Source organism: Peijinzhouia sedimentorum, assembly GCF_049340005.1.
In the GTDB taxonomy this organism is placed as follows: domain Bacteria; phylum Bacteroidota; class Bacteroidia; order Cytophagales; family Cyclobacteriaceae; genus CAXBDP01.
On record NZ_JBMPIY010000015.1, the window covers coordinates 57,241 to 74,910 of the forward strand.

Annotated in this window: 17 protein-coding genes; 6 read left to right on the forward strand and 11 right to left on the reverse strand. The window is 37.6% G+C overall.

Features of this window, described 5'->3' with window-relative positions:
- Positions 1-152: 152 nt before the first annotated feature.
- The 10 genes from ACOXY8_RS16025 to ACOXY8_RS16070 all read right to left on the reverse strand — a co-directional run bounded on the left by ACOXY8_RS16025 (position 153) and on the right by ACOXY8_RS16070 (position 10,410).
- Positions 153-923: a hypothetical protein gene (locus ACOXY8_RS16025; protein WP_458332626.1), complete on the reverse strand. Its 771-nt coding sequence runs from the start codon at positions 921-923 to the stop codon at positions 153-155.
- Between the two features lie 66 nt (positions 924-989).
- Positions 990-1,649, reverse strand: coding sequence for a hypothetical protein (locus tag ACOXY8_RS16030; RefSeq protein WP_458332627.1), 660 nt, complete (start codon positions 1,647-1,649; stop codon positions 990-992).
- A gap of 508 nt (positions 1,650-2,157) precedes the next feature.
- Positions 2,158-2,739 carry a four helix bundle suffix domain-containing protein gene (locus tag ACOXY8_RS16035; RefSeq protein ID WP_458332628.1) on the reverse strand — a complete coding sequence of 194 codons (582 nt, stop codon included), beginning with the start codon at positions 2,737-2,739 and terminating at the stop codon, positions 2,158-2,160.
- Positions 2,740-3,532: 793 nt separating this feature from the next.
- Positions 3,533-4,309, reverse strand: coding sequence for a hypothetical protein (locus tag ACOXY8_RS16040; RefSeq protein WP_458332629.1), 777 nt, complete (start codon positions 4,307-4,309; stop codon positions 3,533-3,535).
- Between the two features lie 172 nt (positions 4,310-4,481).
- On the reverse strand, positions 4,482-5,426 hold the full coding sequence (locus ACOXY8_RS16045; protein ID WP_458332630.1) for a ribonuclease E inhibitor RraB: 945 nt from the start codon (positions 5,424-5,426) through the stop codon (positions 4,482-4,484).
- 191 nt (positions 5,427-5,617) lie between these two features.
- Entirely contained in the window at positions 5,618-6,220 is a 603-nt protein-coding gene (locus tag ACOXY8_RS16050; protein WP_458332631.1) for a hypothetical protein, read from the reverse strand.
- 96 nt (positions 6,221-6,316) lie between these two features.
- Positions 6,317-6,571: a hypothetical protein gene (locus tag ACOXY8_RS16055; RefSeq protein ID WP_458332632.1), complete on the reverse strand. Its 255-nt coding sequence runs from the start codon at positions 6,569-6,571 to the stop codon at positions 6,317-6,319.
- Between the two features lie 686 nt (positions 6,572-7,257).
- Entirely contained in the window at positions 7,258-8,154 is an 897-nt protein-coding gene (locus ACOXY8_RS16060) for a hypothetical protein (RefSeq protein WP_458332633.1), read from the reverse strand.
- Positions 8,155-8,422: 268 nt separating this feature from the next.
- Complete coding sequence (gene pyk, locus ACOXY8_RS16065) at positions 8,423-9,853, reverse strand: pyruvate kinase (protein WP_458332634.1); 1,431 nt, start codon at positions 9,851-9,853, stop codon at positions 8,423-8,425.
- A 128-nt stretch (positions 9,854-9,981) separates the two neighbouring features.
- Positions 9,982-10,410 (reverse strand): IPExxxVDY family protein, encoded by a 429-nt coding sequence (locus ACOXY8_RS16070; protein ID WP_458332635.1) that lies wholly within the window; start codon positions 10,408-10,410, stop codon positions 9,982-9,984.
- A gap of 155 nt (positions 10,411-10,565) precedes the next feature.
- On the opposite strand from ACOXY8_RS16070, the gene ACOXY8_RS16075 reads away from it, so the two are divergent.
- From ACOXY8_RS16075 to ACOXY8_RS16095, 5 genes are read left to right on the forward strand one after another with little or no spacing between them, the layout of a single operon-like run.
- Entirely contained in the window at positions 10,566-10,802 is a 237-nt protein-coding gene (locus tag ACOXY8_RS16075; RefSeq protein WP_458332636.1) for an acyl carrier protein, read from the forward strand.
- Positions 10,803-10,827: 25 nt separating this feature from the next.
- Entirely contained in the window at positions 10,828-12,081 is a 1,254-nt protein-coding gene (fabF, locus tag ACOXY8_RS16080; RefSeq protein WP_458332637.1) for a beta-ketoacyl-ACP synthase II, read from the forward strand.
- Complete coding sequence (gene rnc, locus ACOXY8_RS16085) at positions 12,081-12,827, forward strand: ribonuclease III (protein WP_458332638.1); 747 nt, start codon at positions 12,081-12,083, stop codon at positions 12,825-12,827. Before fabF ends, rnc begins: the two co-directional genes overlap by 1 nt.
- A gap of 20 nt (positions 12,828-12,847) precedes the next feature.
- Positions 12,848-14,698, forward strand: coding sequence for an NAD(+) synthase (gene nadE, locus ACOXY8_RS16090; protein ID WP_458332639.1), 1,851 nt, complete (start codon positions 12,848-12,850; stop codon positions 14,696-14,698).
- Positions 14,699-14,730: 32 nt separating this feature from the next.
- Positions 14,731-15,834 carry a prolipoprotein diacylglyceryl transferase gene (locus tag ACOXY8_RS16095; protein WP_458332640.1) on the forward strand — a complete coding sequence of 368 codons (1,104 nt, stop codon included), beginning with the start codon at positions 14,731-14,733 and terminating at the stop codon, positions 15,832-15,834.
- Here ACOXY8_RS16095 and yidD read toward each other — a convergent pair.
- The gene (gene yidD, locus ACOXY8_RS16100; RefSeq protein ID WP_458332641.1) at positions 15,816-16,040 is read right to left on the reverse strand and encodes a membrane protein insertion efficiency factor YidD; all 225 of its coding nucleotides are present in this window, start codon (positions 16,038-16,040) and stop codon (positions 15,816-15,818) included. The genes ACOXY8_RS16095 and yidD overlap by 19 nt on opposite strands.
- Before the next feature lie 146 nt (positions 16,041-16,186).
- Here yidD and ACOXY8_RS16105 point away from each other — a divergent pair, with 146 nt between their 5' ends.
- Positions 16,187-17,632 (forward strand): BamA/TamA family outer membrane protein, encoded by a 1,446-nt coding sequence (locus ACOXY8_RS16105; protein WP_458332642.1) that lies wholly within the window; start codon positions 16,187-16,189, stop codon positions 17,630-17,632.
- Positions 17,633-17,670: the final 38 nt, after the last annotated feature.

Consider the following 17,670-nt stretch of genomic DNA (forward strand, 5'->3'; position numbering starts at 1 on the left):
GGTTTACATATGGTTTGTGGCGGTTTCGAAGCGCTTTGTTGTCCATCGAGTCGAAACCTGGCTACGGCGCGAAAACCTTGCTGGTAGCCGTTCACCTGCCATAAGCTATATGCTTTGTTGTGCTCAGTTTACTTATTCTTCATTACGGTAAATTAATGAGATTCCAGTTTGCTGAAATCAGCTGATTCAATTTCAACTGTGTGGAATCCATTTGTAATTAGTGCCTTTTCTAACTTAAATTCTTCCAATAGCATCTTGAAATACTGGGCATCAGACATACTTGGAGCAAGAATACCGAGGTAATCATTTGATTTTGGTTCATAGTGATTATGAAGATGGTACTTCAGTTGCCATCCATTCTCGATATCCTTTCTAAGTTGTTCCAATAAAAGGTCTGGGTGGGGTGGCCATGGTTGGTCACTAGCTCCAAAATAAACACGGTATTTCTTTAGAACTTCATTAAATGCAATGAAACCATGAAATTCTGTCGGATGGCTTAACAATGGATATTTGACCAATTGATAATTTAAGATTTGAGACTCAAGTGAATTAATAGGCCTTATGTAACCAATTGTGCCTGTGTGTACTAAAATTGCGTTCTTTTTATCGCCATTACCATCCTGTGCCAGAAGTAGTTCTTTGTCCAGATGCTGTGTAGACTCCTTTTTGATAACCTTTTCAAATCTTGTCTTGCCAAGCTTCGCCTTCAATGAATCCCTAAAAACTTTTATTCCATCAAGCTCTTTGCTTTCTGGCTTCCATAGATTTTCATTCTCGTCAAACTCCCAATAGAAGAATTCAGCGAGTCCTTCATTTCCAAGTGGGATTCTTGACTGCTCATAAATATTTCTATCCGTACCCGATGGATTACAGCTAGAAGCTATAGTTATCAATGTAAAAAAAAATGTCTTTAGTAATTTCATAACCTTTTTCATTTATTGAGCAAACGGTTTGGCTATGAGCAGTAGCGTCCCGCAGGGCGCTATTGCTTATAGGTTTTGTTGTGCCCAGTTTTTATTTTTTTCTTCAATTATTTTCTCTGTCAAATCACGGAATGTCTTAATTTCTCCAGTCAAAGTTTCGTAACGGTCAGGGTCGAAAATATTTATCGCATTCCAAAATCCCTTTTTCTTTCTGCGAGTTTCAATTTTATCAATGGGTTTAGTTCCTGTCAGTGTGATTTCTTCCAATAAAGGTGAGAAATACTTGTCCATATAGGTTGTTAGGGAAGAAGAAGGTCGGAGGTCAGTAACATTAACTCCTTTGTCTTTCAAATTCTTTTTGATTGTCAGGAATACTCCTGCTTTTAAACATGGTTTGCCAAACAGAGTCTTTGGTTCATAAGTGTATTTCTCAGCGTACTTTGAAAGAAGTCGGCAAACTCCAATGAGTTTCCTTGTCCTTGAAGGTTCTAAGACGTTATGCCATTCTTCTTGACCTATCTGAACTCGAAATTCTTGGTTTAGAAATTCACTTAGTTTTTTCCATTCAAGTAAATCGTTCGCCCATCTCCATTCTATAATTGTCATGTCAGACGTTACTTCGGCCCACGGGTCAGCTTCAGGGTCAAGTGGACTGCAAAGTCTATGTTGTTCCTTGAATATTTCAAGAATTTCTTCTTCCGTGTATTTGACTTTCGATTCTGTCATTTTTCAAATTGGGCACAACTAGTTTATATACGCAACTCAATTGTGTATATACCTCCCAATTGGAGGTATATGCGAAACAATTTCGTCTATTTCCCATTTTCCAGAACGTGTACAGTTATTATTTTTCATTGATTGCTTATAAACATAAGCTATTCAAACTAGATATCCAATCTGTCCAAAGAACCTTTAATTTGATGAAAATCCTTGGTGATCGCGGGTTTATACATCGAATGCCTTCAATTACAATCTTAAATATGGAGTAGAATTATCCAAGAACAGGGAAAGATTACAAACCCTAGGATAGATTAGGAAGGCTTTGTAAAAGTGCTACAGTTGGGTTCTCCAACTGACCTCTACAACGCCTCAACCTATTGCTTTTAATGCAAGGTCAATATACTCTCCTCTTGTTTCTCTTTCGTTTATTGTTTTCATTTCTTATCGTGGGATCTCGTTAGGACTTCGTAGGGCATTGTCTTCACATATGTCCCACTTGTCCTACTATATAGAATCATCCTTTTCTCTTATTTCTCTCTTTTATTCTTGCGTTGGTCATTCTCTCTCTAAGTCCTCCTTCTTTTACAAAAGCAATTTCCAATTGCTTTATCTGATTTTTTAAAAGATAGGTACAAATTTTTATTAAAGTTATCATGGCATTGGCGCAAATCTCAGGATCTTTATGCTCAATTGCCTTTTGAAAAGTATCGTATGTAGGTTTATCAGTACTTTTATTCAACTCACGCAGTCTTGCAACTAGTCTGTGATTCTTATTCCAAATGGGTAGTTTTCTAGTCCTCAAAAAATCCTCATAATCTATTAGGAGTTCTTCCAAACTTGCTCGAGCAACATTGGTGAGTTTTATTTCCGTTGATTTGGATGTTCCAGAAGCCATACTTGCTTCTGCAATATTTTGTTTGCCACTTCGGGCTGCTTGTACCATTTGCCCAACAGTACGATCGTATTTGTGGAAAAAGCGATTGGTGAAATATATCGTACCATCATAGATGATTTCAGCCTTTTGAAAGCCATATAGCTCTCGGTACCCTCCATGCTTAGGAATAAAGCCTTCGATATTTTCTCCTTTATCGGTCATTACATTTTATGCGGACATTGGATCAGCTAAGTTTATTCTACTTATTAATGAATCTAATTTAGTATCATTATTAGAACTTCCATAAAAGTGCTTGAATTCAGGAGCTAATTTTTCTTGCAATCGGTTCGTAATCTTTCAGTTTTCAGCTGAAAGTCAATACTTCCCGTAGAGTTGGACATGTACCAAGGCAATGCAGATTTTATAAGGAACCTTCGTGTACCGACATCTTAGAACTAGCAGAAAGAGATTGTTGGTGAAAAGAGGATCATTCCGGTGGATTACTAAGCACCATACCTGCATTCCAACAAAGCAAACACCTAATTTTATAACCACTGAAAAGAATTCGATAAATGGCTCAAAAATCAAGGAAGCTTATAAAAGCTGTCATTATTGTTTCGTTTCTTATCGTGGGACCGTTAGGACTTCGTAGGGCATTATCTTCACATATGTCCCACTATATATATGGTCATCCTTTTTTCTTATTTCTTTCTTTTATTCTTGCGTTGGTCATCCTCTCTCTTAGTCCTTTTTCTTAAACTTAATGTTCATTACTGGGTAAACTCACCATTGATAAGCCTAATTTTAGTAGCAATGGAAAGTGGTTGCAGGTGTAAAGAGCACCATTCAGATATATTACAAAGCACCATACTTGTTTGCCAACAAAGCAAACACCTAATTTTATATCAGCTGAAAAATATACTTGTAAATGACTCAAAAATTAGGGAGGCTTACAATACTAACTCCTTTTTACTAGGATTATGTGGGTATTCTGTTCCCTACCGTTTTTCATCTTTTATGATATCCATAGTTGTCTTATTCCTTCAATTATCCATTTACCTTTAACTTTCCTAATAAAAACTATTACTCCTTCTCCACACTCTCCTCCGCAGACAAAACTATAGTAAAAGCAACCTCTATTAAATTCATCATCAAATACAACTCTTGAAAATCTGACTGCACCAATAACCCGTTCGATCTCTTTTTTTTCATAATCCTCATCATTTTCAATATTATAACGGCCGGTTTCTGTAATCTTTGAGAGGTCGAATTTTCGAGAATGACTTGTTGAATCTACTAACTTAATAGCTAAAGATCTCCAAGTCGGATCTACCTCAAAATTTCCTTTGAATCCCTTTTCAGTCAAAATTGAGTTTAACAGGCTGTTTCTATTGATTGTTATAAGTGAATCACTTACTACAATAACTAATCTTGAGGAGTCAAGCTTTCTACTATTTAGTTTATATTCAAACTCTTCTACTTCTTTAAAATAGTTTACCCAATCAAATTTTTCATACTCTTCAATCCACTTTTGTCTTAATTCTTTAGTATCAATATCAAAAGTATCCGTTATACCCTCAATTTCAATATTTAAAGGCTCATCGTATTTTAATTCAGTTTCTAAAGAATCTGGGTGGATTGGTCTATAAGGTGGAATCGGGATAGGTTTCCAATAATAATCTGTCCCGACTAACTCTAAAAAAACATCATTAATAACTTCAACTTCAATATCGTTGGATTGAATTGAACATGATTGAATTGCTATTAACAGTACTAAAGCTAATGTTTTCATTTTGGTATCTGTGATAACGTTTTGGCACTAGGAGAAGAAGCGGTTTTCAAAGCGCAAACTTTCTGCCAGCACTGAACTTGATACGAAGCACAAAGCTTCATTTAAGCATTGAACCCGCTTTTTTGCCAAACGCCTGTTACAAGCTACCGTTCTTTTGTCCGCTATGTCCAATTTAATTTTCACTTGTCTTGCGAAGTTCTGTTAATACGTTATTTCCTTCTTCAAATAATTTTAGCCAAGACGATGAATTATTTTCAAAATTCTTCATTATCTCTTGTCCCACGTAAATGCCTTTGTTTGTCAAAAGGTAAAATTTCACCTCGTCTGTTGATGGCAAAGATGTTGTTTCTGTTTTAGTTGTCTTGCCGAGAAAGGTTTGTGCTAAAGTCACGAATTTTCTCGCAGCACTATTCACGTTTTGATGTTGTCCGCCACCAATTACACCACCGCCAGAACTTAAATATAAACTTGCGTCTCCAGTTTGATAGGAAACTGTTGTAGCTGTTGCACCGCCCGTTTCCCAATCCATTACAACTCCATAAACAACAGTCTTATCTGTCGGTAATGAAAGTCCAAGTTGTTCGGGTGTTGCTGAAAACGCCATATTTCTTAAATCTTCAAATGAGTTCTGGGTTGTTTCTGTTTTGTCATTTTGACTAGGGTCTGTTCCCCAACCGTCAAATTCACAGTCGAACTTGTAGCCGAGTTCACACATTTGTTTTGTCCACTGTTTTACAACTTCGTCTGCCATTTTCATTTGAGTTGTCCAGCCTGTTACAATAAATAATTTCTTGTCTCCAGCGGAAACACCGTGTTCAACTGTATAATTTAGTTTGCCAATCTCTGTCGCCAATTGTTCAGCTTTCTCGGCTGTGTTTGTGTAAAAGAAATATTCAAGTTTTAATTCTTTATCTGCCGTAACATTAAGTTTTCTTAATTGGTCAAGTGTCTGTGGTGTCATTTGCATTTGGTTCTCACGGTTGCTATTGAATGCAGTCTCACTAACAAATTGTCCACTGTTAGATTTTGGTTTTAAAAAGTCAAATAGTCCCATTACGATTAATGTTGTCGTTATTAAAGTTAGTCCTGTAATTAATATTTTTTTCTTTGTTATCATATTTTGTTTCGGTCGTCATACGGTTGCTTGTAACGTTTTGCAGCTACCCGAAGGTGGCGATTTCGAAGCACTTCACTGTCAACCAAGCATAAACTATGATAGATGCACAAAGGCTTCATTTAACCACTGAACCGCCACTTTTGGGTAGATGCTGTTATGGGCTGCCTTTTTCATTATTCGTCTTTGTTTTGTTAAAATTCTGGAAAACATTGAGGTCCAATTGCGCCACCACCATATTCCAAAACTATATTGTCCTTATAAAAAATGTAAGTACAGCCGTCATTATATTCTTCAATTTTATCTTTCTCTAAATCACTGTCGAAAATATTGTAGCTAAATTTTCCCATTCCACTTCTTTGCCAACCTATGACAACAGGATTTTTGCCTGAAATCGATATACAGTTTGCGTTGTCCAATTTTTCTTTTAAAGTTGTTAATTCTTTCGTTGTCCAATTTAGTTCGGTTAGTAAAGAGTCTACTTTAGACAACTTAATTTTTAGATTCCAATTGCTTTGATAGATACTGTCAGCCTTTACGTGAAAAATGCCTAACTCTTTGTCATTGTCAAATTCTATCAGCACAATTGCTCCATCTGGAAGAATAGATTTGTAGTAGTTTTTCACATCAAGAATTTCGTCTGTCCGTGCTTCGTAATTCTCAATGAGGTCATTTTTGTCATAAGATGGGCCTGTGAATATCCCGTCAAAAGCGATATGAAGGAAAAGGTAAAATCCACCGAAAAGGAACAATATTATTCCGAAAAAAATCAAAAGTCCTTTTAACGCTCTATTCATTGTGTCGTGTTTCTAAGGTTCTGACTAACGAAAATAAAAAACCCTTAAATCTGGCTAATTTCGAGAGTTAGGTCTTCATTAGTAAGTCCGAGTCTATCAATTTTCTTTCTTAAGCACTAAAAAAGCTGTCAAGATGAAAGGAATCGCAATACCTACAGTCAAAAGTCCAAATTGAATGAGCCCAAGTATAGCATAAAATTCAAGTCCCCAATCTGTTCGTAATCTATCAGATTTCACCAGAAAGTCATTAAGCTCCGTAGAGTTGGACATGTACCAATAAATACTGAGCATTAGTAAACTCAAGAAATAAAGTCCCACAATCCTCAAAGTCCTTCTTCTTGAATTTAACATTATCAATTCTAATTTTAAATGATTGATCTTAAAAAGTCATCTCAATTTTGAGTGAAATATAGTACCCATTTATCCAAGTATATCTTAAATGATTACCTTAAACCTTTATTGCATCCATCCAATAAAGCTATACCTTGAGAAATAGGATTGCAAGAAACTTAAAAGAAATTAGAATTTACAAAAGCGCTCTCGTTGGGTTATCAAAAGCAATAAATGTATCTGAAAAAGTTATTGTTTTAAAAAACATTAGTCTGCTATAATTTCATATAAGTTATCAATCTTACTTGGCTCATCTTAAACAAGGTTAGAAAACTCTAAAATTTAAATATGTAAAAAAACCTATAGATATTATTATAATTCAAATTAACTCCTTTTTCAATTTTTCATTTACTAAAAGGTGTTCACTTGAATTTGCTATCGTTTGAACTTATGAATGAGTAAATTAAAGATTCAATTTTTACCAAAAAACTTAATTTTATCAAATCCATTTGCTATTGAGAGAGTATTGGCATAAATTCTATTGGATATAGATTTAAATCATTCATCAGTATAAACAGAATTTCGAATTCTAGTAAAAAACTAATATACTTTCGAAAATAGGTTCCTATTTTTTAGTATCAGAACAGAGTAAAGAGTTCTCAAATAACTAATTTGCTTAACTCCTTCCTTAATTCTTAGGAGCTATGCTATTCCTTTTCAAGCGCATCTAATATTTTCAAATATGTTTGAAACTGCATTTGTCCCAATCTAAAATCATAATTATTTACACCTTTGATCCTGAATTTAACATCGTCAATGGAGTTTATTTTTTCAATTAATCTTGGTGGTATTTCAAACAATGCCCTCTCTTCCGTGATCGGAACATAGGGGTTAACTTCTCGATTAGTTGAGAGCTCAAACCTTTCTGTTTCACCATCTGATGTTAGAACTATTATTTCCTCTAGAAATTTCCAATTCTTACTTTGAGAACCTATTTTCATTAACAATTTCTTTTCATTACTTTTTATTGTGCCAATAAACTCGACTGATAATTCATCTCCATTTTCTGTATACAGAAATAAAGAATTATTTTGAGGAGTCAAATAAATGATTTTTGAAAATTCATCATATTCCCTTTTGATGATAATATTAATTTTTCGGATGGTTAGCCCACTAAACTTTGCAAAGTATCCATACTTTACTCTTAAGTCTATTTCAAAATCTTTACTTTCAAAAGAATAAACATTTTCAAATCCTTCTTTGAACTCTTTATTGGCTGGCCCAAATAACCTCTCTAATATTTGATAAATAGCAGAAGCATTTTTATCAATAGATCTGAAATTTCTAAAGTAATAAGTGACTCCTTGAAGCTTTTTATTTTGGTCGTAGTTATAATTTACTTTTTCGAAAATTTTGTTCTTAATTTTAAAATTTGCGTCAAAAGTTCCATTTCCTAGAATATTTGGTTCCACTGTAATATTTGAAGCTATATTCGCTCCAAAGGCTAATTCCTCCAAATTTAATTCAGATGTAAGTTTATTAATATTGTCTTGTTCGGACAGATTTACTCCTAAAATAAATAATAACAAAATTGATATTTTCATATTGTTTCAATTTTACATAAACCAAATATGCTTATAAAAACCTGTTCAAGGTTAAAAAGGTCACAGACGTTAATCAATAAACGAAATAATTTTCCTTATAAACATATGCTATTCAAGTTAAATATCCAACTAACATAAAACCAATAGGGTCTTTGCAAGCCTGTAAGAAATTAGTAATTCACCTATCCTCCCGCCCAAAAACAATAAAGCCTATCACCGAATTTATTTATCAGCGATAGGCTTTTTATTAGTTTGTGAGTTTTTGCTTTTATTCTACAATATTCAGCTTTAGCATATTGGTTCTACCAAATTCTCTGATCGGCATACTGGCGGTATTGATAAATACATCGCCGCTTTTGAGATGGCCATTATCTACCAATATCTTTTCTATATCTGCAAAAGTTTGATCTGTACTTACGGTAGAGTCATAATAAAAGCCTCTAACGCCCCATATCAAATTCATGGTTTTGAGCATTGGCCTATTTGCGGTGAATATAAAAATGTTTGCTTTTGGACGGCATCCAGAAAGCTTGTAGGCCGTATAGCCGGATTTGGTCATACCTATCAGCGCTTTTGCTTTGGTGTCCATGCTCAATTTGCAAGCTGTCAACACAATATTATCGTTGAAGAAGGTCGGTGACTTTGGATCTACCTTATCGAACTTGTCATAAATATCGGCCTGAGATTCTACAGACGTAATGGTACGGCTCATACTCTTGATTACTTCGAGCGGATATTTGCCAGCTGCGGTTTCAGCAGAAAGCATCAATGCATCGGCACCATCTAATATCGCATTGGCAATGTCATTGGTTTCGGCGCGGGTGGGTCTTGGGTTGGTAATCATGCTTTCCATTATTTGGGTAGCAATAATTACCGGCTTGCTCTTTTTGTTGCACTTCTTCACGATCATCTTTTGCGTCATGGGCACTTCTTCCATCATAATCTCCACACCCAAATCGCCTCTGGCTACCATCAAGCCATCAGCAGCATCAATTATTTCATCGATATTTTCTAGCGCTTCAGGCTTTTCGATTTTTGCAATTACTTTGATGTTTTTTCCTGCTTTGGCAATCAATTCCTTCAACTCATTTATATCGGATGGTCTGCGAACAAATGACAATGCCAGCCATTCTACTTCGTATTTAAGGGCAAATTCAAGATCAATCAAATCCTTCTCGGTAAGGCAAGGAGCCGATACTTTAGTGTAAGGTAGATTAATGCCTTTGCGTGGTTTTAGACTGCCACCGTATTTGATAGTGGTGTAAATTTTAGTGCCTTCTACTTTATCTACTCTTAGCTCAATTTTTCCATCGTCTATTAGAATAGCATCGTCAACCTTCACATCGTTGATGATTCCCTGATAAGTGGTGCTTACCATATTTACATTACCCAGCACTTCGTCTGTGGTAATAATTAATTGTGCGCCTTTTTCAAGAAATACTTCGCCGCCATCCAAATCACCGATTCTGATTTTAGGGCCTTGCAAATCTTGCAGTACACTTATATTAGTACCTAACTCTTCATTGAGCTCTTGGATAAATTGAAACACTTCGGCATGTTGCTCATGCGTACCATGCGAAAAATTCAAACGAAAGACATCTACCCCATCTTGAATTAATCTGCGTAGCATCTCTTTTGAGTTACTTGCAGGCCCGACAGTTGCAACTATCTTGGTCTTGTTAAAAACAATGTTTTCCATAATAAAATTGGTTATTCTTTATTCGATTTTTGGCTGAATTGTACGTGTAACAGTTAGCCATTATGTTGATGATATAAATTGATAGGGCAATCTCATCAAGGGCAAAAATAGCAATACTTAATTGCAAATCAGAACATCAGAGTTTCTTTTACTCTTTGCTTGATGGGCTCAATTTCGACAAGATATTGGATAAATTCTAAGCTTTTCAGATTTGAAATGATAGATTTTGTATCGAAGGATAAGCCTTTGTCGTCGATTTGTAAAAAAAAGTCAAATTTTCTGTATTCAGGTAGTAAATAGACAAATGCTTGCGAGCTTTGTTTTTCACATTTATTGTGTAGCAGTCTTAAATAACCGTTAGTTGTATTAAAAATAAAGTGATGTAACCAAAAAATTTGCTCATCTTGAAGTTCTAATCCAATGGGTTTTTGTTTTATCAAATTGATTTTTAATTCTTTATTGAGCAACCATGCTAGTTTGTAATCTTTACATGCACTCACTATCCCTATCAAAAGGTAATCATCGGAAATGGGTGAAAATAGCTTGTGACTTGGCATGTACTTATCTACGTTCTACTACAAAAATGGGTAATGACTTTAGGGAAAATTAATATGGTGGCAATTTCGTAAAGCTATGAAGTTTGAAAAAATTGTTTGACAATAAATCATTAAATGTATTTCTTTGCAGAGAGTTCAATCTAAATATTTATAAAATGTCTGAAATAGCACAAAAAGTAAAGGCCATCATCGTTGACAAACTCGGTGTTGAAGAATCTGAAGTTACGAACGAAGCAAGCTTCACCAACGATCTTGGTGCTGATTCACTCGATACAGTTGAGTTGATCATGGAGTTCGAAAAGGAATTTAACATTTCTATTCCGGACGATCAGGCAGAAAACATCTCTACTGTTGGTCATGCCATCACGTACCTTGAGGCAAACGCCAAGTAATTAAACACACACCGAAAAGAAATTCATGTCTTTGAAAAGAGTCGTAGTAACAGGAATTGGCGCCCTGACCCCAATTGGAAATACCGCTCCTACCTTTTGGGAAGGGCTTGCAAATGGAGTCAGCGGTGCTGCTCCTATTACCCGATTTGATGCTGAAAAATTCAAAACCCAATTCGCTTGCGAAGTAAAAGGGTGGGATCCCAATGACCATTTTGATCGCAAAGAAGCGCGAAAAATGGATCCATTCACACAATATGCAATGGTCGCTTGCGACGAAGCTATAATTGATTCAGGTCTAGACTTAAATACCGTCAACCTGGACAGATGTGGAGTGATATGGGGATCAGGAATTGGAGGCCTTAAGACTTTTCAAGACGAAGTGGCTTATTTCTCTGCAGGTGATGGTACACCTAAATTCAATCCATTCTTTATTCCTAAAATGATTGTGGATATATGCTCTGGGCATATTTCAATCAAATATGGTTTTAGAGGACCAAACTTCGCTACCGTTTCAGCTTGTGCTTCGGCAACCAACGCATTGATTGATTCATTCAATTATATCCGCTTAGGAATGGCTGACTTGGTGATCTCGGGTGGTTCGGAAGCCGCAGTGGTAGAAGCCGGAGTAGGTGGATTTAATTCCATGAAGGCCTTGTCCGAAAGGAATGATAGTCCTGAAACTGCCTCCCGCCCTTTCGATAAGGACAGAGATGGTTTCGTACTTGGTGAAGGCGCAGGCGCGCTTATTATAGAATCTTATGATCACGCAATCGCTAGAGGTGCCAAAATTTACGCCGAACTAATTGGCGGTGGCATGAGTGCCGATGCTTATCATATTACCGCACCACATCCTGAAGGACTAGGCGCTACAAATGTGATGATAAATGCATTACGCGATGCGGGAATCAAACCGGAAGAAGTTGATTACATTAATGTGCACGGTACTTCCACGCCTCTTGGAGATGTAAGTGAAGTATTGGCCATCCAAAAAATATTCGGTGAGCATGCTTATAAATTAAATATAAGCTCCACCAAGTCCATGACAGGGCACTTATTGGGTGCTGCTGGAGCCATAGAGGCAATTGCGAGTATCATGGCCATCAAAAACCAATTGATACCGCCTACGATTAATCATTTTACAGATGATGATACCTTCGATCCAAAACTAAATTTCACCTTCAACAAAGCCCAAAAGCGGGAGGTTAAAATTGCTTTGAGCAACACCTTTGGTTTTGGAGGGCATAACTGCTCTATTATATTCAAAAAATTTGAAGGGTAGTGATCCCGATTCTCAAAAAGCTTCCAGGCCTTTCATACTTACTTCCTTCGGAGGATAAGGAGTTATGCGAAGCCATCAAACTTTTGACGGGTTTCAAACCATCGAATATTGCGCCTTACAAGTTGGCATTGAAGCATGTATCAGTGGCTCAAATCAATTGTAATGGTTCTAGAGATTCCAACGAAAGACTTGAGTATCTTGGAGATGCAGTTTTGGGAATGGTGGTCGCAGAGCATTTGTTCAAGAAATTCCCTTTCAAAGACGAAGGATTCCTAACCGAAATCCGCTCGAAAATTGTAAACCGCGAATCCCTCAATTTGATCGCACGCAAAATGGGCATATCGGCCATTTTGGAATTGGATAATCGATTTACCAAAAATGGCCAGAGTCATAAAAGTGTATTGGGCGATTCCTTAGAAGCGATAATTGGAGCCGTGTATTTAGACAAAGGATATGCAGCTTGCCAGAAGTTTATATTACGCAAAATTCTTGAGCCGCATTTCGATCTTAACTTGCTTATAAATAGCATTTTAAATTACAAGAGTGTGGTCATTGAATGGGCGCAAAAGGAAAGCAAAAAAGCTCAGTTTGATATTATCAGTATCAATCAATCCAAGCATTACAACGAATTTACGGCTCAATTGTCCATCGACGACCAACCTATCAGTACCGGATTTGGTTACAGTAAAAAGAAAGCGGAACAAGATGCCGCCAAAAAGTCTTGTGAAGTTCTCAATTTGATCTAAAACCCTTTCCTTTGCAACGTATGAGAATAGCAGGTGCAAGCGTAAACCAAATCCCACTCGCCTGGGAGCACAATACCAATAATATCATTTCGGCCATTGAAGATGCCAAAGCCCAGCAAATAAAGCTCCTTTGCCTACCTGAATTGTGCATTACAGGCTATGGCTGCGAAGACCTTTTCCTAAGCGACTGGCTCGACAAAAAAGCCTTGGCTCAATTGCCAAAAATCGTAGAACAATCTCAAAATATTGCGCTTAGCGTAGGCCTGCCTATTCAGATCGAAGGCAAGCAATACAATTGCATTTGTTTTATCGAAAATGGCGAAATCAAAGGCTTCACTGCCAAGCAGTTTATGGCGATTGATGGCGTTCATTATGAATTTCGCTGGTTTACTCCCTGGCCTCGCCACCAAGTGATCCAATTCGAGTTTCAAGGCAAATCCTATCCATTTGGAGATGTGACGTATGAAGTGGGTGGAAAAAAAATAGGCTTCGAAATATGCGAAGATTCGTGGAGAGGCGAAGCTCGCCCAGGATATGAATTGCAAAAAAGAGGAATGGACATCATCATGAATCCATCGGCTTCGCATTTTGCTATAGGCAAATCCCTTTTGCGGGAGGAATTAATGAATTGGAGTTCTCAAAAATTCGATTGCACATTCATTTACGCCAATCTTTTGGGCAATGAAGCGGGTCGTATGATCTATGATGGCGAAATTATGATTACCCAAAAAGGCAAACTCATTAGCAAAAATGAATTGCTCTCCTTCAAAAATCATAATATCTCATTTGCCGATATCGATTTTGATAACCCGGAAAATAGCAAAGGAAAAATTTCGCCTATCAAATCTAAAAACGAGGAGTTTATAGCAGCGACCACCCTTGCTTTGTATGATTATCTAAGAAAAAGTAAAAGCAAAGGCTTTGTGATTTCACTAAGCGGTGGAGCTGATTCGGCCACCTGTGCCGTTTTGGTCACCGAAATGATCAGACGTGGCGTGGAAGAACTTGGCCTCAATACTTTCTTGAAAAAAATGGGGCGGGAGGATATACTCACTGAGAATCCTCAATTGAATACTTTCTCCATCACTTCACATCTGTTAGATCTGGCCTATCAATCTACAGACAATTCATCTTACTCCACTTTCGAAGCGGCCAAAAGATTGGCTGAGTCCATTGGTGCTAAGTTTCATAATTGGAGCATCCAATCCGAGCTTGAGTCCATGAACTCTACCATGGAAAAAGTGCTGGGCAGAAAACTTACTTGGCAGCAAGATGATATTGCCTTGCAAAACATCCAAGCGAGACTCCGCTCTCCGCTTATTTGGATGCTCACCAATATCAAAGGCTCCTTGCTAATCACCACCTCCAACCGAAGCGAAGGCGATGTAGGCTATACAACAATGGATGGCGACAGCAGCGGAAGTATTGCCCCAATTTCGGGAGTTGATAAGTCATTTGTGCGAGAATGGCTTATTTGGGCTGAAAAAAGCCTTGGCTACAGCGGACTGGAAATGGTAAATTCCCTAAATCCAACCGCTGAGCTCAGACCACAAAGCTTGTCTCAATCCGATGAAGCTGATCTGATGCCATACAATCTATTGGTCGAGATTGAAAGACATGCCATTTTAGCTAGACGGTCGCCAATCGAAGTGCTTGAAATACTTGATCTGGAATTGGATTATGATCGCCACTATTTGAAGCAATCAGTTAAGAAATTCTTCCAATTATGGTCGAGATCGCAATGGAAAAGAGAGCGAACTGCACCTTCATTCCACTTAGATGATTTCAATATCGACCCAAAAACTTGGTGTCGTTTTCCAATATTGAGTTCAGGCTTCGAGCAAGAGCTCAAGGAATTAGAAAATGCTTAAATTTTATTTAGCAAATCCATTAACTTAGCCCCATGATCGACCTACTATTATCACAAATCGTTTGGGATCCCAGTCCGGAAGTTTTCAATGGCTTAAATATCCCTCGCTGGTACAGTCTGTTATTTGCAGGTGGTTTTGTGGTGAGTTATTTTATTGTAACTCACATTTTCCGCAAGGAAGGAAAGCCTGTTTCTGATGTAGATAGGCTCACAATGTATATGGTCATTGGTACCGTACTAGGCGCTCGTCTCGGCCATGTAATTTTCTATGAACCTCAACGCTACCTTAGTAACCCTATAGATATTCTCAAAACTTGGGAAGGTGGTTTGGCAAGTCATGGCGCTGCTATTGGTATCCTATTAGCTCTTTATTATTATGCAAAACGCACCAAAGGTCAATCTTGGTTGTGGATTATAGATAGAATCGTGATTGTAGTCGCCCTTGCAGCTTGTATGATTCGTATGGGTAATTTCATGAATTCTGAAATTGGCGGTAAAACGACCAATATGGATTATGGGGTTGTATTCGCCAGAGATGCAGAAAACTTGATGGAAAGAAGATTCCAAGTAATCGAAAATGTAGAAGCTAGCAAAGGCAGCTCTACAGATCAACTGCAAGAAGGAATCATCCCTGTGGATTTTGAAATTGAATTCAAGAGAGGCAATTATACTGAAGATGAATTAAGGCAATTTTTGGAGCTGGAATTGAAGTCGCTTTTTGTCAACTCTCCTACCCTACAAGAAGATTTTATCCAAAGCAATGATCAGCCGCTCAACTTTCGTATCACTCAAAGTGGTGGAATTTTCACTGCAATAGTTACTGTACAAGGAATTGCCAAGCATCCAACACAACTCTACGAGGCTGCTGCTTATCTCGGTTTATTCTTTATCCTTTATGGCATTTGGAATCGCAACAGAGCGAAGCTACCGGACGGATTGCTCTTTGGTGTATTTATGGTCGTTCTTTGGTCCTCCCGCTTTATGCTGGAGTTTATGAAAGAGAATCAAGTTGAATTTGAGGATAGCATGCAGCTCAATATGGGACAATTGCTCAGTATTCCGCTTATCCTAGTTGGCTTCTTCCTATTATTTAGAGCTTATTCGATCAGCAAAAAAACTCAAGGAACAGGATCGTGACCATGACCACCCCAAGGGTGGCATCTAGCAATTCGCTTTACGGCTAACCAAAATCCTTTAAAAGGCCCATGCTTTTTGATCGCCTCCACTGCATACACACTGCATGTGGGTTGATATCGACAAGCCGCTGGGAATAAGGGTGATATCACATATTGATAAAACCTGATTGGAATCAAAAGGAGAAATGAGAGTATATTAAATTTCATTGTTGGTCGGCAGCTGCAAAGGAATCAATTGGATATTGAGCGTTTCAATACGGTAAACTAATAATGAATCACATAAATTCAATTTCTTAAGCTTATCCATGCCAATAGATATTTGTATTATTGCGAAAGTTTAAAAATTGTATCGCGTGCGCAAAGGGCTTTTTCTATTTGTTTTCGTAAATCTGCTCAGCTTTGCCGTTCAAGCGCAAATAAAGTCTGATGGAGTAAATAGCTTTGCCGACAGCACTTTAATCAAGTCTAATAAGGAAGTTTACATTGACAATATCTTTGTAGTCGGGAATGAAAAAACGCGGGAGGAAATAATCCTTCGTGAGCTCCAAATCGACAAAGGCTCCATTTACACGATGGTAGACCTCCACGAAAAAATGGTGCTCGATCAACGCAAAGTTTTTAATACCCGGCTTTTCCTAACCGTAGAATTCAACTTGCTCAACCTGGATGAGCAAAAAGTCCTTTTGGTCATCAAAGTGGTCGAGCGATGGTATATTTTGCCAGTACCCTTTATAAGCTTGGCCGATCGTAACTTTAGTGATTGGATTGTAAACCAAGGCGGCGATCTCAAACGGATAAGCTACGGCATCCGCACATTTCACGACAACTTCACCGGACGTAATGACAAACTGAGAGTAAATCTGCAGCAAGGCTTTACGCGTCGCTACGACATCCAATACCGATTGCCCTATATCGATAAAACTCAGAAGCATGGAATAAGTGTTTCTGCATTATTTGCCCGAAACAACATCGTAGGTGTAGAAACCATCGATCATGTGCAGCGCTTTGTAGACTTTAGAGAAACGGCTCGAGAAATATTCACCTCAGGCGCAACCTATACCTACAGACCCAATTTCTACAGCTTCCACGATTTTAGTCTTCGCTATGGATATACCAAAGTGCTAGACTCCATTGCCGAGATCAATCCCAATTATCTTGGCCCGGATGGGCAAACCAACCAACGCTACTTTTATGCAGCCTATCAGTTTCGTCGCGATTTTAGAGATATTATAGCATATCCACTTAGCGGCTCGTTGCTCAACCTACAAGTCGAAAAATTTGGACTGGGTATTTTCGATGAAATAAATCATACGGAAGTAACTGCTTCTTATGCCAGATTCTACGATTTGGGCAAAGGCTATTACTTATCAGGATTCGCTTCTGCCAAAGCCTATTTTGGTGCAGAGCAACCTTACAATCGCTTTATTGCATTAGGTTTCCGCCAATATTATGTGCGCGGCTACGAATTGGATTTGATAGAAGGACAGCAATATTTACTGCAAAAAACAACCATCAAAAAAAGACTGATTAGCAGTCAATACACTTTACCCAAACCATTTCATAGAACGCCATTTAGCACTATCCCATTTGCATTTTATCTCAAAGCTTTTGTGGATTCCGGCGTGGTCAATAACCAACTGTACTATCCAGCCAACCAGCGCTTAATCAATCGCTATTTACTGGGCTACGGCATGGGGCTGGATTTTGTCACCTTTTACGACGTAGTATTCCGACTAGAATACTCTCTCAACAATACGGGTCGCAAAGGTTTATACTTAAATTTCAGAGCAGATTTTTAGTCACCTTAGCTTTGAAAGCATATTTTTCAATCGGAAAT

What these genes read in the sequence shown, in the direction of transcription:
- ACOXY8_RS16030 (WP_458332627.1), bottom strand. Translation starts at nt 1,649, where the DNA reads ATGACAGAATCGAAAGTCAAATACACGGAAGAAGAAATTCTTGAAATA.
- ACOXY8_RS16050 (WP_458332631.1), bottom strand. Translation starts at nt 6,220, where the DNA reads ATGAATAGAGCGTTAAAAGGACTTTTGATTTTTTTCGGAATAATATTG.
- ACOXY8_RS16045 (WP_458332630.1), bottom strand. Translation starts at nt 5,426, where the DNA reads ATGATAACAAAGAAAAAAATATTAATTACAGGACTAACTTTAATAACG.
- ACOXY8_RS16035 (WP_458332628.1), bottom strand. Translation starts at nt 2,739, where the DNA reads ATGACCGATAAAGGAGAAAATATCGAAGGCTTTATTCCTAAGCATGGA.
- ACOXY8_RS16040 (WP_458332629.1), bottom strand. Translation starts at nt 4,309, where the DNA reads ATGAAAACATTAGCTTTAGTACTGTTAATAGCAATTCAATCATGTTCA.
- ACOXY8_RS16070 (WP_458332635.1), bottom strand. Translation starts at nt 10,410, where the DNA reads ATGCCAAGTCACAAGCTATTTTCACCCATTTCCGATGATTACCTTTTG.
- ACOXY8_RS16025 (WP_458332626.1), bottom strand. Translation starts at nt 923, where the DNA reads ATGAAATTACTAAAGACATTTTTTTTTACATTGATAACTATAGCTTCT.
- pyk (WP_458332634.1), bottom strand. Translation starts at nt 9,853, where the DNA reads ATGGAAAACATTGTTTTTAACAAGACCAAGATAGTTGCAACTGTCGGG.
- ACOXY8_RS16055 (WP_458332632.1), bottom strand. Translation starts at nt 6,571, where the DNA reads ATGTTAAATTCAAGAAGAAGGACTTTGAGGATTGTGGGACTTTATTTC.
- ACOXY8_RS16060 (WP_458332633.1), bottom strand. Translation starts at nt 8,154, where the DNA reads ATGAAAATATCAATTTTGTTATTATTTATTTTAGGAGTAAATCTGTCC.
- ACOXY8_RS16075 (WP_458332636.1), top strand. Translation starts at nt 10,566, where the DNA reads ATGTCTGAAATAGCACAAAAAGTAAAGGCCATCATCGTTGACAAACTC.
- yidD (WP_458332641.1), bottom strand. Translation starts at nt 16,040, where the DNA reads ATGAAATTTAATATACTCTCATTTCTCCTTTTGATTCCAATCAGGTTT.
- fabF (WP_458332637.1), top strand. Translation starts at nt 10,828, where the DNA reads ATGTCTTTGAAAAGAGTCGTAGTAACAGGAATTGGCGCCCTGACCCCA.
- nadE (WP_458332639.1), top strand. Translation starts at nt 12,848, where the DNA reads ATGAGAATAGCAGGTGCAAGCGTAAACCAAATCCCACTCGCCTGGGAG.
- ACOXY8_RS16095 (WP_458332640.1), top strand. Translation starts at nt 14,731, where the DNA reads ATGATCGACCTACTATTATCACAAATCGTTTGGGATCCCAGTCCGGAA.